Source organism: Paraburkholderia sartisoli (genome assembly GCF_900107685.1).
Taxonomy (GTDB): Bacteria; Pseudomonadota; Gammaproteobacteria; order Burkholderiales; family Burkholderiaceae; genus Paraburkholderia; species Paraburkholderia sartisoli.
The window spans coordinates 278,292-292,714 of sequence record NZ_FNRQ01000007.1; the positions used below are offsets into that span (position 1 = coordinate 278,292).

Genomic DNA, 14,423 nt, shown 5'->3' on the forward strand with positions numbered 1-14,423 from the left:
ACTACAGGTTATACGAAAGACAAGAAAACGTCATTTTGCATAACCGCCCAGGTTAGATAAAGTCGCAAACATCCCCGGTCATTAAATCAACATCAGGAGACACCCGATGGACGAGTCCCCCCTTTTAGCGCCGCGCGACTTCGCGTCCCATCCTGCGTATGTTTATCCCGGTTATGGATCTTCCGTGAAGCGTGGGCCGACCCGCCCGCTGATTCCGCTGAAGGAACGGCTGCGTGACCAGCACGTTCCCGTCTATGGCGCCGAGGCGCTTGACGCGCTCGACAACGACCTCACCCGCAATGCAGCAAAAAACGGTGCGCCGCTTGGCGAGCGCATCATCGTGACGGGCCGCGTGCTCGACGAAGGCGGCCGGCCGGTGCGCAACACGCTGGTCGAAGTGTGGCAGGCGAACGCCGCGGGCCGCTACGTCCACAAGACGGACCAGCACGACGCGCCGCTCGATCCGAATTTTCTTGGCGCGGGACGCTGCCTGACGGACAACGACGGCCGCTATCGTTTCATGACGATCAAACCGGGCGCGTATCCGTGGGGTAACCATCCGAATGCGTGGCGTCCGAATCACATTCACTTCTCGCTCTTTGGCGATCACTTCGGTTCACGCCTTGTGACGCAGATGTATTTCCCCGGCGACCCGTTGCTGGCGTTCGACCCGATTTTCCAGGGCACGCCGGAACAGGCACGCGAACGCCTGATTTCGCGCTTCTCGCTGGACGTTACCGAAGAAGGCTTCGCGCTGGGTTACGAGTTCGACATCGTGCTGCGCGGCCGCGACGAAACACCGATGGAGCGTTGATCATGACTCTCAAACAGACGCCTTCACAAACGGTCGGCCCGTACTTCGCTTACGGCCTGTGCCCGGAGCAATACAACTTCGATTTCAAAAGCCTGTTCACACCAGCGCTCGTGGACCACGCAACGCCGGGTGAGCACATCACGATCGTCGGCCAGGTATTCGACGGCGACGGCAAGGTGATCGGCGACGCGATGATCGAACTGTCGCAACGGGATGCCGCCGGGAACTACCCGAAATCGCAGGCCGATATCGAGCGCACGGGCTTTCGCGGCTTCGCGCGGGTGGGCACGGGAACGGACCCGGAAAAGCGCTTTATCGTGCAGACGGTAAAGCCGGGCACGGCGGGCGGCAATGACGGTGGCGACGCCCCGCATCTGAACGTGATCGTGCTGATGCGCGGGATGCTGCTGCACACGTTCACGCGCCTCTATTTCGAGGACGAAGCGGAAGCGAACCAAAAGGATGCCGTGCTGGCATCGGTACCGGCGGACCGCCGGCATACGCTGATTGCACGACGCGAGGCGGGTACGGGCAGCACGGTGTACCGCTTTGACATCCACATGCAGGGCGAGAACGAGACCGTGTTCTTCGACCTGTGATGAACGTGGCGGCGAGCGGCCACTAAAAGGCCGCGAAACGCCTTCACGAAAATTTCATACGCGCGAATCAGAATGCGGGTGCGAAAACTTCGCGAAACTCCAACGTAACCTTTTAGCCCGCCGCGAGCGGGCTTTTTTTCGGCTCTTTGCAGATGTAGCGGAAACGCGGCGACCGGCAAGGCAGCAAACCTAGCTCCGGTAATCCACCGCCCCGTGATCGATGAGCCTCAGCGCCGCCTGCCAGGCAAGCTCGGCAATTCCGTCGGAATCGTCGCGATGAAACTGGTCGGCGGTCAGCCTGCAAACCGCTTCGGAGGGAAAGCTCAACTCCGCGCCGCCAGCAAGCGCCTGCACCTGGATCTGGCACGCCCTCTCGAGAAAATGAATTTCCTGGAACGCCAGCGCGGCGGTGCGCCCGCCCACCAGCAAGCCATGGTTCCTCAGGATCATCGCGTTACACGAACAGAGATCGGCAACCAGCCGCTCGCGCTCGGCGAGATCCAGCGCGATGCCTTCATAGTCGTGATACGCGAGACATCCGTAAAACTTGAGCGCGTGCTGGCTGACCGGCAACAAGCCCTGCTTCTGGGCAGACACAGCCGAACCCGCAGCCGTGTGCGTATGAATCACAAAATGAAGATCGGACCGCGCGGCATGCACGGCGGAGTGAATCGTAAAACCCGCGGCATTCACGCGATATAAAGCCGGATCGCGCGCGGCGCTGTCCGTATCCACGACGCGCCCTTCGCCGTCGATTTTCACCAGGTCGGACGCGCGCATTTCATCGAACAGCACGCCATAGCGGTTAATCAGAAAGTGATGCCCGGGGCCCGGCACACGCGCGGTGATATGCGTGTCGATGAGGTCCGTCATCCGAAAATGGGCGATCAGGCGATAAAGCGCTGCAAGCTCACAGCGGGTAGCCCATTCTTCAGCGCTAAAAGCGTGCGAAGGCGCGAGCGTTGCCATTCTGTCTCTCCATTAATCGCGCACTGACGGCGCGTTTAATTCAGCACCTGAAATGATCGATATTCTGTCCGGCGTGAATGGCGCGCGTCAGCCATTCCGGCCTGTCGCCTTCACCGTCCCAGGTATTTCCGTACGCATCGCGATACATCGGCGCCTTTAATGCGGCTGCGTCGGCTTCAAGGGCCGCCGCGAGATCCGTCATTGTGATGCCGTACTCTTCCATGCGGCGGCGTATCCACACGATCAATCGATCGCGCGCTTCTCCGTCGGCGTCGAACATCCGCTGTTCCTCCCGCTCCATCATGATGCACCGCTTTCCTTGCAGAAAAGGCGTGCGCTTGAAAGACAAAGGCCTCGCAATTGCCAGCGAAGCCTTTTGTTGGTGTTGACGCGGCCCCGGTGAATTCGATTCACGCGGCTTGTCCGGCGAAACCGGGTTCCGGAACGTCCGAAAACGAGAGTGGGCCAGTCAGCCTGTCAGAAAATCCGGTCGGCGTGGCGAAACCGGATGACCCCAGCACCGCAATTGTAAAGCAACCCGCACCGCGCCGCCTTTTCCCGCGCCACTATCGTTCCGGCGAGCGCCGCGCGGCAAGCTTTCGTTCGACATAACCGCGAATGGCCGCCGCCATCTGCGCATATCGATACCCCGGCACCGCGAACAGCACGAGCGCGCCCAGCGCCAGCAGTCCGCAAAACATAAACGTGCCGCGATAACCGAACGTGCCGACGAGCACGCCCGACAGCACGCCTGACAGAATCGACCCGAGCCGCGCCGCGTTGAAGAACAGCGCGGTCGCCTTGCCGGGCGTCGCGGGCATCAGGTCCTGCACGTAGGTCATGCCAAGACACGACGTGACGGCGACGACAAACGCGTTGAGCAGCTGCATCGGGATCAGCACGTCCACGTTGCCCGCGAACGCCATCGCGACGAAATACACCGCGTGTACCGCCGCGCACGCGGCCAGCCAGTTCGGCTTGTGCAACGTGGACGAGCGCGCGCCGAGCGCGAGCATCATCGGAATTTCACTCAGCGCGCCGAGCCCGAGCATGATCGACACGTCGATCCGCGAACCGTTCAGGCCATGCACGATATAGAGCGGCAGCACGATCATGGTCGCGTTCGCGGCGAGCCCGATCAGCGTCAGCGCGACGACCGCGCGCCAGATTTCGTTCGCCGAGGCGGCGGCAATACCCGCTTCGTGGGCATCGTCGGCGGGCGCCTTCAGCGGCGGCACGGTGATCGACGAAGCCGGCTCGGACGCCGTGTCCTCGACCGTATGATCGCCGAGGTGCCCGGTCGGCTCCTTCGTGCGCGAGACGATCGCGGCACACACCGCGAAGCTCGCGGCGGCGAACAGGAAGAGCCCGTAAAAGCCGGTGCCCGCCAGCACGAGCGCGCCCACGGCCGGCCCGAACACCCACGCGGCCGACAGGATCGTTCGTAACGACGCGCTTGCGAACGCGCGTCCAGAGTCGTCGGCGACGGGAAGCGCTGCGCGGCTGAACGAGAACACCAGCGAAATCGCCGAGCTGCCCGCGCCGATAAAGACGACGCCCACCACCAGCAGCAGCCGGTAGTCGCGCACCACGCACAGGCACAGGTAGCCAAGCGTCGCCGCGGCGAGCGAGGCCAGCAAAAGCGGCCGGTGGCGCCCGCTTGCATCGCTCCAGCGGCCCGCGAGCGTGCTCGCCAGCACGCCGCTGGCCGCGATCAGCGTCATGAAAAGACCGAGACGAAACGGCGTCATGCCGGCACGTTCGATACCGAACAGCGACAGATACGGGGCGGTAAACGACATCGCCACGCCGAGCATCAAGGTTGCGCCCGCAAGCGGTTTGAAACCGGGGATGCGCAACAGATCGAAAAAACGTGAGTTCTTCAGCACGGCGCGAAAGTCAGATGAAGGCGCTACAAGGGGCCCGGCATGGGCAGAACGCTGGAGACGGCCGCCTGGAACGCAGCGCCGGCGGGATCGCCACGGCACCGCGGCCGCGCTCGATGACGAAGCATTATCGGGTGTACCGGTCCGATCAGCAAACCCGCAGTCAATGTTCCCAACATGCATGGTTGCATGCATGGTCGCGCGGAGAATACATGTCGCATCGAAGCGTCAGCGGGCTCGCCCGGCTGCACGCAGGCAACGGGCGGGTGGTACATAATCCCGTGGGACGCCGCAGGCACCCCGGATGACGGCCGACCGGCACGGATTCCGCGGCACGGCCTGGATCATCGAACCTCAACCGGACTCACCATCATGCCAACATCATCTGTCAGCCGCCGCGCCGCGTTCCGACGCAGCGTGAATGAACGCCGGGGCCTCCTCGTACCCGGCGCGTTCAATGCGATGAGCGCACGCATCATCGAGGACGCCGGCTTCGAGGCGCTCTACCTCACGGGCGCGGGCGTCACGAACATGTCGCTCGGCCTGCCCGATCTGGGCTTCGTCGGGCTGAACGAGATCGCCGAACACACATCGCGGGTGCGCGACGCGGTCGAGTTGCCGCTGATCGTCGACGCCGACACGGGCTTCGGCAATGCCCTGAACGTGCGTCACACGGTGCGCACGCTGGAGCGCAGCGGCGCCGACGCGATCCAGTTCGAAGACCAGGTGATGCCGAAGAAATGCGGTCACTTCTCTGGCAAGGAAGTCGTCTCGACAGGCGAGATGACCGGCAAGATCCGCGCGGCCGTCGATGCGCGCGAGGACGGCAACCTGCAGATCATCGCCCGCACGGACGCAGCCGCGGTGGAAGGGATCGAAGCGGCGATCGAGCGCGGACACCGTTTTATCGAAGCCGGTGCGGACATCCTCTTTATCGAGGCCACCGAATCGCTTGCCGACATCGAACGCCTGCCGGGTCTCTTCGCCAATACGCCGCAGCTCGTCAACATCGTGATCGGCGGCAAGACGCCGGTGCAGTCGCGCGACGTGCTCGGCAAGCTCGGCTACGGCGTCGTGCTCTATGCGAACGCCGCGCTTCAGGGCGCGGTGCTCGGCATGCAGCGCGCGCTCGGTGCGCTCCGGGATAACGGCCGGCTCGATGAGGATCCTTCGCTCGTCGTGCCGTTCAACGAGCGCCAGCGGCTCGTCAACAAACCGCTCTACGACCAGCTCGACAAGCAGTACGCCGACGACAGTAAATAACACACGCCTCACGACATGACCCACACCGCCCCACCCGCCTCACCGGTTTCGCACACTGGCTGGTTGCCGTATCTCGTCGCGGCGACGTTCTTCATGGAGTATCTCGACACGACGGTGATCGCCACGGCGCTGCCGCAGATGGCACACTCGTTCGGCGTCGGACCAAACAGCCTGAGCCTCGGCATGACGGCCTACATGCTCGCGCTCGCGATCTTCATTCCCGCGAGCGGCTGGGTGGCGGACAGGTGCGGTTCGCGCACTGTGTTCTTCAGCGCGGTCGTCGTGTTCACACTGGCTTCGGTGCTGTGCGGAATGTCGCAAAACGTGGTGCAGTTCACCGCGGCGCGCGTGTTGCAGGGCATCGGCGGCGCGATGATGGTGCCGGTCGGCCGGCTGATCGTCGTGCGCAGCACCGAGAAAAGCCGCCTCATGCAGGCGATTTCGACGATCACGTGGCCCGCGATCGTCGCGCCCGTGGTCGGCCCGCCGATCGGCGGCTTCATCACGACTTACGCGTCGTGGCGCTGGATCTTCCTGCTCAACGTGCCGTTCGGTCTTGCCGTGCTGGTCGCCGTGGCCGCGCTCGTGCCGAACCTGCGTGGCGGCGAACGACGTCCGCTGGATGTCGTCGGACTCGTGCTGAGCGGCACGGCGCTCACCGCGATCCTGTATGGCGCCGAACTCGCGAGCCAGCCCGGCGACAACGCGTGGCAAGCCGTCGGATTGATCGTCGCGGGGTTCGTGCTGGGATGGATCGCGTTCCGGCACGCGCGCACTCATCCGCATCCGCTCATCGACGTGTCGACGCTGAAAATCCCGACGTTCTCCGTGACGATCGTGACGGGCTCGCTCACGCGCATCGGCATCGGCGCGGTGCCCTATCTGATGCCGCTGCTGTTCCAGATCGGCTTTGGGCTCTCCGCGTTCAAATCCGGGCTGCTGCTGCTTGCGAGCGCACTCGGCAATCTCACGATGAAGGCGCTCACGACGCGCATCCTGCGACGCTTCGGCTTTCGCTACGTGTCGATTGTCGACGTCGCGCTGGCGGGTCTTTTCATCGTCGCGATCGGCCTGCTCACACCCGCGACGCCGCTCGCCCTGGTGCTGCTCGTTATATTTGTCTACGGCCTCGGGCGTTCGATGCAGTTTTCGCTGCTCGCGACGCTCGCCTATGCCGATGTCCCGCAGCCGCAGATGAACGCGGCGAGCACGCTGTGGAGCGCGGCCGCGCAGATGACCATCGGTCTTGGCATCGCGTTTGGCGCGGTGTCGTTACGGATCGGTGCGTTGCTGAACGGCGAAGCGAGCGGGCATGCGTTCACGCTCGACGACTTCCGTCTCGCCTTCCTGTTTGCCGGTGTCGTGACGCTCGTTTCCATCGTCGGCTATATGCGCATGGCGCACGATGCGGGCCAGAGCGTCGGTGGCGGTGCGCTCCGGCAGAACGCGTCATGATTGGGTGATTCGGGGGAAAGCGGGCGATATCGGCACGCTGGACCGCGCCAGCGCGATAGCATGGCGACCAGCGCGGCGACAACCAGGAATGAGCGAATGGCGTTCGATGAGCGGGTGCTGAACGGAATGGGCGTGTTCACAGCGATCGTCGACACCGGCAGTTTTGCCGCGGCGGCCGAAACGCTCGATATGTCGCAATCCGGCGTCAGCCGCTCCATTGCGCGGCTCGAAGCGCGGCTCGGCATTCGCCTTTTCGATCGCACGACGCGCGCGGTCACGCTCACCGACGAAGGCCGGCGTTTCCACCAGCAGATCATGCCGCTGCTGTCGGGTCTCGAAGAAGCCGCGGCATCGGCGGCGCTCGGTGCGACTGCCGTGCGCGGCCGCTTGCGTATCAACGTCGATCCGTTTTTCTCGCGGCTCTTTCTCGGACCGCATCTCGGCGCGTTCATGGAACGCTATCCGGATCTGCACGTCGACCTCGTGACGCGCGACCAGCTCGGCGACATGGTGGCGGATGGCTTCGATCTCGCGATCCGTTTCGGCGAACCGCGTGCGTCTACACTGATTGCCCGCAAGCTGCTCGACACACGCGTCGTCACGGTCGCGTCGCCGACGTACATCAAACGACACGGACGTCCGCTGGCGCCCACGGATCTCGAACGCGAACCGCACGTCTGCATCAAGTTCCGCGAGCCGGAAACGGGGCGGCCGTTCCCGTGGGAATTTCACCGCGGCAAGAAAAAAGTGGTGATCGAAGCACGCGGGCATCTCACGATGAACGACGGCGGCACGCTGCATAGCGTGTGCCTCGCGGGCTATGGCATCGCGCAAATGTTCGCGCTGGGCGCGGAACAGCTGATAGCGGGCGGCAAGCTCGTCGAGCTCTTTCTCGACTGGGCCGACGAATCGTATCCGCTCTATGCGATCTATCCTTCGCGCCAGCATGCGCCCGCGAGGGTGCGGGCGTTCTTCGAATTCATTGCCTCGCTGACGGGCAGTCCTTTCGATACACCCGCGACGTAGCGCCGACATCGTTCACGTCGCGCGCGCAGCGGGTCAATCAGTTCGTGCGTTTCGCAGCGGAAGCAGCCGCCGGCGCCGTTCCGTCAGCCGTCAACTGCGCGTACACGTCATGCGATAGTTCAAGCAACGTCTTGCGGTCGATCCCGCCCGACACCGCATAGCCGAAGTCGCCGTCCACCCAGTAGAACACGTTCACCGACCCGTCCTGATAGAGCTTGAACGCGGTCGTGTCGGCGCTCACCTTGCGGTGCGAAATGCACAGCGTGATGCGCTCGCCTCTCGCGTCGTGATACATGAACTGCGCGACCGGACCATCGGCGCCCGGCAGCAGACGCCCGCCCATCAACTCGAAGCCGGTCCGCGTGAGAACCGGCGGCCGCACGTTCGTGCCTATCCGGTTCGACACCCACTTCACCAGTTCCTGTTCACGGTCGGCGCCCAGTTCCACCGGCCGCGTCACCTCGGGTGCGTACAGCACATGCGCGATCGCCGACTGCCGCGCGAACGATTCCGCGCCGTCGGCACTGACACTGACACGATGTTCGGGCGCATTGTCCGCTTCGCCGGTCACGACGGCGGCGACCTGCCGGCCCATGTTCGTCCCCATGCTCATGCCCATACCGATGCCGACGCCCAGAATCAGCGCAGCGGCCATGCCGGCGAACTGCGGCCAGTTCAGCGCGTCGTGCCAGCGCCGCTTCACGGCCAGATGCAGGCGCGCCGGCACCGGTTCGCTGAGCACACGGTCGTAGCGCTCATGAAACATGTTGTTCAGCGAAAAATAGTCGCTGACGCGCGCGGCCAGTTCGTCGTTCGTTTCGAGCAGCCGGTCGATTTCCTCGCGGCGATGTGCGGCGAGCGACCCGTCGACGTAGCCGTGCAGCTCTTCTTCGCTGATCTGACGTGGATCGTTCATCGCACCACCTTCAATTTCGCACCGGGCTGCTTGCCCGACATCAGCGCGCGCAACCGCTCGCGTCCCCGCGAAAGGCGCGACATCACGGTGCCGATCGGCACGCCGAGCGCCAGCGCCACGTCGGCATAGCTCATTTCTTCGAGGCCCACCAGCAGCACGACTTCGCGCTGGTCGTCCGGCAGGCGTTGCAACGCGAAGTCGAGATCGCGCACTTCCAGCGACTGCGACTGGTTGGCCTGCACTGCGAATTCGCCTTGCGGCAGCGCGTCATCGTCGACCGACACATGGACCGCGCGCGCGCCGGCCTTGCGGACCTGGTTGATGAACACGTTGTGCATGATCGTGAAAAGCCACGCGCGCAGGTCCGACTCGGGCCGGAACTGTCCCGCGTTGCGCAGCGCGCGCTCCAGCGTGTCCTGCACCAGGTCGTCGGCCAGTTCGCGATTGTTGATCAGCGCGCGTGCGTAACGACGCAGCCGCGGCACCTGATCCATCAAACCATCACGGACGCTCATCGCGCTTCCTTTTCCTTTCAGTCCCGGCACCGCGGGCTCGAACGCAAGATCCACACAGACCAAACAGCGTGTGCAGCGCTTTATTCCAGTGGGGACGCATTTTTTCTTCCAGACGCCCTGCGCGCCTCATCGCGAAGCCAGCAGATCGGCCGCGCGCATCAGACCGTGCGTGCGGGCGCCGCCGGCAAGCACGTACCGCCGGTGCCCCGTGCTCCACTCCAGCACGCGGCTTTCGCCCACCCGGCGCGCCCGCCACTGCGGTTGCGCAGCCGCAGTCATGTCGTGTACCGAAAGCAGCACCGCCCGCTCGCCCGCTGCATTGCAATAGACAAAGCCGTGCGCCTCCACAAACGCGCCGACCGGCAACGTGGTGGCCGCGACCGGCCGGAAACCGGCGCGGGAAAGATCCGGCGCCACGTTCAGTAACGGCACATCGCTTCGACCATCGACGGGCATATGCATGGCGTTTGCCTGTGCGAGCGCCATGATCGCACCTGCCTCCAGTGCCGCGTCCGGCACGCGCATCGCGCACAGCACGCCTGTTGCGGCGACGCCTGCCAGAAGCAGGACCGCCGCGATCCTGCGGACGTGTTGCCGCAACCATCCTGGCGCGACCCTGGCGCGCGGCGAACGGCCGCTCTCGTCAGTCGCCTGAAACGTCGAGTGCATGCGCCAGTTGAGTTTTCCGTAAAACGCGACACGGCGCGCTTCGTCGGGACGCTCCTCCAGATAGCGCTGGATTCGCGCGGCGCGATCCGGCGCGAGCAGGCCATCGACGAACGCCTGGATGTCGGCTTCGGACACGACAGCATCGGAGGGATGTTGAACGGAGTACATACGGATTTCGAAAGGGGCATGGAGTCTTCAACGCGCGAACACGTACGGACCCGTTTTATTCCATCGGCGGCCCGTTTTTTTCGGGGCGCGGCGCGCCGGATATCGTCCCGGCCGGAGAGCGTTAACACCCGTTCCGCCGGGTTTATTTCCAGTCAGTCCGACATTCTCCGCAGATTTTTATTTTTTTCGATTCAACGCGTTTTCCCGCGTTTTTGCGGGAATTTTCGAAAGAACGTGCGTGTTATCCCGAGTGCATTCCGCACAACACGTTCAGGAGTCGAACATGAAAACGCTTGTCATGATGTCCTTGTCGCTGGCCCTGCTCGCATCGTCGAGCGCATTTGCCGAGGGCAAGACGCGCGCCCAGGTCTACCAGGAACTGATCGAAGCGCAACAGAATGGCCTTGCCTTCGTCACCGATGCGTCGTATCCCGATGTCAGTCCCGTCTTTGCCGCAACCGTCGAGCGGATGAAAGCCGAGCGTCTCGCGAAACAGGGAAATACGACGGATATGGCGAGTGGCGCCAGCGCCGTGCCTGGCGCGCAATGACCGTCGGGTGTGGCCGACCGGCACGCTGACGGCAGGCGCTGCCGTTCAAGCCAGAATGGCGATCCGTTCACTATGTGGTTAAACGTGATTACAACAACAGAACGGATTTGTACCCGCCACGTGGCATTGCGCCATGAACCGTGGCGTTGCGCGGCAGTCCGGCGCGGGTTTTCGCGCCGCCTGCCCGTGGCACCTGCGCCTAACGCCGGCCGCCGGGCGGGTGGCGCAGGTTATCGCGCACGCGTTTCGCGACGAGGACCGGCAGAAAGTCGCGAATCCGTGCGCCTTCGTCGTACTGTGCCCACGTATCGGCGAACATCTTCGAGACGGTTTCGGGCGGTGTGCGGGTCTCTTCAGCGATTGCGTTGACAACTTCCTCGACGTTGGGTTGGGCCATGATGACGCGCGCTCCGGAACAGGGGTGGAAGATCGGAAAAAGACAGGCAGATGTCCATTACAGGACGCTGCCGTGAATGTTGCAAATTGAATCCCTCTATCAACCAGCGGATTGGCTTTTTGTGTCCCGTCTGATGAAACCGACCTTACGATATGCAAGGATCATCTGTGGCGCGCCCGGAAAGCCGCGCCCGGGCGACGGATGGCCGGGCGCAACGCGCTTCGCCGGTTACCGCGCTACCGAACGCCCTTGATGCTCCTGATGCCGCGTATCCGCGCGTCCGGCGAGCACGTCCTTCGCGGCGAGCGCGGCGTTGATCGCCCGCGGAAATCCGGCATACACGGCGATCTGCGTGATCACTTCGACGAGCTGTTCGCGCGTTCCGCCCACGTTGAGCAGGCCGTGCATGTGGACCTTCAGTTGCGGCGTCGCCGAACCGGTTGCCGCGAGTACCGCGACGCTCGCGAGTTCGCGCGACAGGAGATCGAGACCCGGCCGCGTATAGATGTCGCCGAATCCGAACTCGATGACGAAACGCCCCAGATCCGGCGCGATGTCGCGCAGCGAATCGATCACGTGTTCACCTGCCGCGCCGTCGATTTCCCGCAGGCTCGCAAGGCCGTCGTCGTAACGCGACGTGCGTGGCGCGACCCGCGTGGTGCCCGCGACGATGCCCTTTTCGCCGAACACCGCCTTTGCCGCGAACACTCCGTTAAGCGCCGCGGGAAAGCCCGCATAAACGGCGAGATGCATCATCAGTTCGACGACTTCTTCTGGCGAGCCGCCCGCGTTCAACGCACCCGCGATGTGGAACTTCAGTTGCGGTTCCGCGCCGCCCATCGACGCGAGCGCCGCGACCGTCACGAGCTGGCGCTGACGCAAATCGAGGCCCGGTCGCGAATAGACCTGGCCATACGCGAAGCTGATTGTCAGATCGGCGAGATCGGGCGCAATGTCCCCGAGTGCATCGACAATCGAAGGATGCGATGTGCCTTCGATCATCGCGAGATAGTGAAGGCCGACTGCCGTCGTGGAAAGTGCGTGGTTCATGGTGTCCCCAGGGCGATGGGCCGCGCGTGATTGCCGGCCCGTTGAACACACGATATCGGCTCCGTTTTCGCGGCGCCAATTCATTCGGCGTGATACCTTTGGCGTATCAGAACGGGCAAGGAACTTCACGGATGCAGACACGCGTCGAACTCTGGCAGCTGCACTACTTTGTCGCCGTCGCGGAAGAGTTGAGTTTTCGCCGCGCGGCCGAGCGTCTTTCGATCACGCAGCCGCCGCTCACGCGGCAGATCCAGGCGCTGGAAGAAACGGTCGGTGCGCGGCTGTTCGAGCGCGACCGTAGCGGCGTGGCGCTGACGGCAACGGGCACGCATCTGCTAAAGGAAGCGCGCAAGCTGCTGGGCGACGCCGACGCGATGCTCACCCGCGTGCGGCAGCGCGCGGGTGAGCGGCTTGAACTCAGGCTGGGCATCACGACCGTGCTCGATCCGGCGCTCTTCACGTGGCTCGAAGGCGCGCTGAAGGACCGCGATCCCGCGTTGCAACTGACGCAAAAGCGCCAGTACTCGAAGCAGTCGGTGGCGGACCTGCGACGCGGCGCGCTGGACGCGGCCCTGATCGGCCTGCCTTCCGAAGTCGCGGATCTGAAGGTGCAGCGTCTTTTCGTCGATCCGCTCGTGGCGGCGTTGCCGCGTGGGCACGCGCTCAGCCGCAAAAAGCGCATTTCGCTCCTCGACCTTTCCGCCGACACGCTCTTCTGGCCGCAGCGGCGCGCCAATCCCGCGTGGTTCGATCACTACGAGAAGCTGTTCAGGGCATGGCGATTCGATCCTCCCCGCGCGGTGGAACCCGCCGATCATCATGTGATGCTCGGGCTGATCGCCGCGGGCGAGGGTGTCGCGTTGATTCCGGCGTCGCTCAAATCGATGGCGCGCGAAGGTGTCGTGTATTGCGAGCTGAAAGAGCAGGCGGATCTGCGCGTCGATGTCGCGCTCGCGACGCTGCCGGATGCGGCGAATCCGGCGCTGTCTTTATTGATGACGGCCTTGCGTGCGCATTACGGTGAGGCAAAGCCGGCTTCCGGCAAGCGCTGATTTCAGAGCAGCAGCCGCGTCGCGAGAAAGTCGAGGAACGCACGCGTTCGTCCCGACATCGCCGCGCTCTGATAAAACACCGCGCTCACCGGCTGGCGCATGTCGATGAGTACGTCGTCGAGTATCGTCTGCAACCTGCCCTCGCGCACATCCGCCGCGGTCATGAACTCGGCCAGACACGCAATGCCGCCGCCCGCAACCGCCAGTTGCCGGATCGTCTCGCCGCTGGACGCCCCGATTGCCGGTTCGATCCTGACGAAGCTGCGACCCGCTTCCCGGAGCGGCCAGTCGTTCAGGCTTTCCGGCGCCGTAAAGCCGATCAGCCTGTGACCCGCCAGTTCCTGAACCGTGCGCGGTTCGCCGGATTGCGCGAGATACGCGGGGCTCGCCATCACGCGCAACCGGCTGCTGCCGAGCGAGCGCGCATGCAGCGTCGAATCCTGCAGCACGCCGATGCGGATCGCGACGTCCACCCGCTGTTCGAGCAGATCGACGATCCGCTCGTTACTGCTCAATTCAAGCGATATTTCCGGGTACAGCGTGGCGAACTCCACCACGTGCGGCACGATGCAATGAAGCATGAACGGCGAAGCCGCGTCTACGCGTAACCAGCCCGCTGGCCGTTGACGCTGGCGCACGATCAGCTCTTCGGCGTCCTCCATCGCGGCGAGAATCGCACGCGCGCGCAGCAGGAACAGCTCGCCCTCGTCGGTCAGCTGAAGGCGGCGTGTCGTGCGGTGGATCAACGTCGCGTCGAGTTTCTTTTCCAGACGCGTGAGCGCGCGGCTCACGCCCGAGACGGTCTGCTGCAACGTCTCCGCTGCCGCGGTAATCGAGCCGGCGTCGATCACCGAGACAAACGCCAGCAGTTCTTCCGTGGTGGTTTTCATTGTCGATGCGCGACGGTCGTTTTATTGGTGCTGATGCGCCACTGGAAAGCTGGCGCTGCAAGGACAGACTATAAATGAATGCTTGCGGGGGTTACGTCTGGAATTTTGAAGTGCAACACCTTACCTGGCGTAGGGTGTGCCGATGCAAAAAAGCACTCACCAACAGCTTCAGACTGAAGAACGCATGACGGTCGCGTGCATGAG

Annotated in this window: 16 protein-coding genes; 7 read left to right on the forward strand and 9 right to left on the reverse strand. The window is 63.8% G+C overall.

All coding sequences use genetic code 11. From position 1 onward, the window contains the following. Positions 1–106: 106 nt before the first annotated feature. Entirely contained in the window at positions 107–814 is a 708-nt protein-coding gene (gene pcaH / locus BLV45_RS21075) for a protocatechuate 3,4-dioxygenase subunit beta (RefSeq protein WP_090536058.1), read from the forward strand. Next, positions 814–1,413 carry a protocatechuate 3,4-dioxygenase subunit alpha gene (gene pcaG / locus BLV45_RS21080; protein ID WP_090536351.1) on the forward strand — a complete coding sequence of 200 codons (600 nt, stop codon included), beginning with the start codon at positions 814–816 and terminating at the stop codon, positions 1,411–1,413. The genes pcaH and pcaG overlap by 1 nt, the downstream gene beginning before the upstream one ends. A 189-nt stretch (positions 1,414–1,602) precedes the next feature. On the opposite strand, the gene BLV45_RS21085 is transcribed toward pcaG, so the two are convergent. The 3 genes from BLV45_RS21085 to BLV45_RS21095 form a co-directional block, all read right to left on the reverse strand. After that, positions 1,603–2,382 (reverse strand): class II aldolase/adducin family protein, encoded by a 780-nt coding sequence (locus BLV45_RS21085; RefSeq protein WP_090536061.1) that lies wholly within the window; start codon positions 2,380–2,382, stop codon positions 1,603–1,605. 40 nt (positions 2,383–2,422) lie between these two features. Continuing rightward, a complete protein-coding gene (locus BLV45_RS21090; protein ID WP_090536063.1) occupies positions 2,423–2,686 on the reverse strand; it encodes an H-NS family nucleoid-associated regulatory protein in 264 nt (87 codons plus the stop codon). A gap of 262 nt (positions 2,687–2,948) precedes the next feature. Next, positions 2,949–4,271, reverse strand: coding sequence for a sugar efflux transporter (locus BLV45_RS21095; protein WP_090536065.1), 1,323 nt, complete (start codon positions 4,269–4,271; stop codon positions 2,949–2,951). A gap of 369 nt (positions 4,272–4,640) precedes the next feature. On the opposite strand from BLV45_RS21095, the gene BLV45_RS21100 reads away from it, so the two are divergent. The 3 genes from BLV45_RS21100 to BLV45_RS21110 all read left to right on the forward strand — a co-directional run bounded on the left by BLV45_RS21100 (position 4,641) and on the right by BLV45_RS21110 (position 8,012). Continuing rightward, entirely contained in the window at positions 4,641–5,531 is an 891-nt protein-coding gene (locus BLV45_RS21100) for an isocitrate lyase/PEP mutase family protein (RefSeq protein WP_090536067.1), read from the forward strand. Positions 5,532–5,546: 15 nt separating this feature from the next. Beyond that, the gene (locus BLV45_RS21105) at positions 5,547–6,986 is read left to right on the forward strand and encodes an MFS transporter (protein WP_090536069.1); all 1,440 of its coding nucleotides are present in this window, start codon (positions 5,547–5,549) and stop codon (positions 6,984–6,986) included. A 96-nt stretch (positions 6,987–7,082) separates the two neighbouring features. After that, positions 7,083–8,012, forward strand: coding sequence for a LysR family transcriptional regulator (locus BLV45_RS21110; RefSeq protein ID WP_090536071.1), 930 nt, complete (start codon positions 7,083–7,085; stop codon positions 8,010–8,012). 37 nt (positions 8,013–8,049) lie between these two features. Here the strand turns inward: BLV45_RS21110 and BLV45_RS21115 are convergent, their stop codons facing one another. The 3 genes from BLV45_RS21115 to BLV45_RS21125 form a co-directional block, all read right to left on the reverse strand. After that, the gene (locus BLV45_RS21115) at positions 8,050–8,928 is read right to left on the reverse strand and encodes an anti-sigma factor family protein (protein WP_090536074.1); all 879 of its coding nucleotides are present in this window, start codon (positions 8,926–8,928) and stop codon (positions 8,050–8,052) included. Further along, on the reverse strand, positions 8,925–9,443 hold the full coding sequence (locus BLV45_RS21120) for an RNA polymerase sigma factor (RefSeq protein WP_090536353.1): 519 nt from the start codon (positions 9,441–9,443) through the stop codon (positions 8,925–8,927). Before BLV45_RS21120 ends, BLV45_RS21115 begins: the two co-directional genes overlap by 4 nt. Positions 9,444–9,569: 126 nt before the next feature. Then, positions 9,570–10,280 (reverse strand): anti-sigma factor family protein, encoded by a 711-nt coding sequence (locus BLV45_RS21125; RefSeq protein WP_090536076.1) that lies wholly within the window; start codon positions 10,278–10,280, stop codon positions 9,570–9,572. 283 nt (positions 10,281–10,563) lie between these two features. Here BLV45_RS21125 and BLV45_RS21130 point away from each other — a divergent pair, with 283 nt between their 5' ends. Next, a complete protein-coding gene (locus BLV45_RS21130; RefSeq protein WP_090536078.1) occupies positions 10,564–10,830 on the forward strand; it encodes a DUF4148 domain-containing protein in 267 nt (88 codons plus the stop codon). 199 nt (positions 10,831–11,029) lie between these two features. Here the strand turns inward: BLV45_RS21130 and BLV45_RS21135 are convergent, their stop codons facing one another. Beyond that, positions 11,030–11,227 carry a DUF3562 domain-containing protein gene (locus BLV45_RS21135; RefSeq protein WP_090536080.1) on the reverse strand — a complete coding sequence of 66 codons (198 nt, stop codon included), beginning with the start codon at positions 11,225–11,227 and terminating at the stop codon, positions 11,030–11,032. Positions 11,228–11,455: 228 nt separating this feature from the next. Further along, the gene (locus BLV45_RS21140) at positions 11,456–12,277 is read right to left on the reverse strand and encodes a carboxymuconolactone decarboxylase family protein (RefSeq protein ID WP_090536082.1); all 822 of its coding nucleotides are present in this window, start codon (positions 12,275–12,277) and stop codon (positions 11,456–11,458) included. A 131-nt stretch (positions 12,278–12,408) separates the two neighbouring features. Here BLV45_RS21140 and BLV45_RS21145 point away from each other — a divergent pair, with 131 nt between their 5' ends. After that, positions 12,409–13,329 (forward strand): LysR family transcriptional regulator, encoded by a 921-nt coding sequence (locus tag BLV45_RS21145; RefSeq protein WP_090536085.1) that lies wholly within the window; start codon positions 12,409–12,411, stop codon positions 13,327–13,329. Positions 13,330–13,331: 2 nt separating this feature from the next. Here BLV45_RS21145 and BLV45_RS21150 read toward each other — a convergent pair whose 3' ends face one another. Then, complete coding sequence (locus BLV45_RS21150) at positions 13,332–14,219, reverse strand: LysR family transcriptional regulator (RefSeq protein WP_090536087.1); 888 nt, start codon at positions 14,217–14,219, stop codon at positions 13,332–13,334. Between the last annotated feature and the right edge of the window lie 204 nt (positions 14,220–14,423).

Bases quoted from the DNA above. Each gene is read 5' to 3' on its own strand.
- pcaH (WP_090536058.1), top strand. From the start codon at position 107: ATGGACGAGTCCCCCCTTTTAGCGCCGCGCGACTTCGCGTCCCATCCT.
- BLV45_RS21085 (WP_090536061.1), bottom strand. From the start codon at position 2,382: ATGGCAACGCTCGCGCCTTCGCACGCTTTTAGCGCTGAAGAATGGGCT.
- BLV45_RS21090 (WP_090536063.1), bottom strand. From the start codon at position 2,686: ATGATGGAGCGGGAGGAACAGCGGATGTTCGACGCCGACGGAGAAGCG.
- BLV45_RS21100 (WP_090536067.1), top strand. From the start codon at position 4,641: ATGCCAACATCATCTGTCAGCCGCCGCGCCGCGTTCCGACGCAGCGTG.
- BLV45_RS21105 (WP_090536069.1), top strand. From the start codon at position 5,547: ATGACCCACACCGCCCCACCCGCCTCACCGGTTTCGCACACTGGCTGG.
- BLV45_RS21110 (WP_090536071.1), top strand. From the start codon at position 7,083: ATGGCGTTCGATGAGCGGGTGCTGAACGGAATGGGCGTGTTCACAGCG.
- BLV45_RS21115 (WP_090536074.1), bottom strand. From the start codon at position 8,928: ATGAACGATCCACGTCAGATCAGCGAAGAAGAGCTGCACGGCTACGTC.
- BLV45_RS21120 (WP_090536353.1), bottom strand. From the start codon at position 9,443: ATGAGCGTCCGTGATGGTTTGATGGATCAGGTGCCGCGGCTGCGTCGT.
- BLV45_RS21125 (WP_090536076.1), bottom strand. From the start codon at position 10,280: ATGTACTCCGTTCAACATCCCTCCGATGCTGTCGTGTCCGAAGCCGAC.
- BLV45_RS21130 (WP_090536078.1), top strand. From the start codon at position 10,564: ATGAAAACGCTTGTCATGATGTCCTTGTCGCTGGCCCTGCTCGCATCG.
- BLV45_RS21135 (WP_090536080.1), bottom strand. From the start codon at position 11,227: ATGGCCCAACCCAACGTCGAGGAAGTTGTCAACGCAATCGCTGAAGAG.
- BLV45_RS21140 (WP_090536082.1), bottom strand. From the start codon at position 12,277: ATGAACCACGCACTTTCCACGACGGCAGTCGGCCTTCACTATCTCGCG.
- BLV45_RS21145 (WP_090536085.1), top strand. From the start codon at position 12,409: ATGCAGACACGCGTCGAACTCTGGCAGCTGCACTACTTTGTCGCCGTC.
- BLV45_RS21150 (WP_090536087.1), bottom strand. From the start codon at position 14,219: ATGAAAACCACCACGGAAGAACTGCTGGCGTTTGTCTCGGTGATCGAC.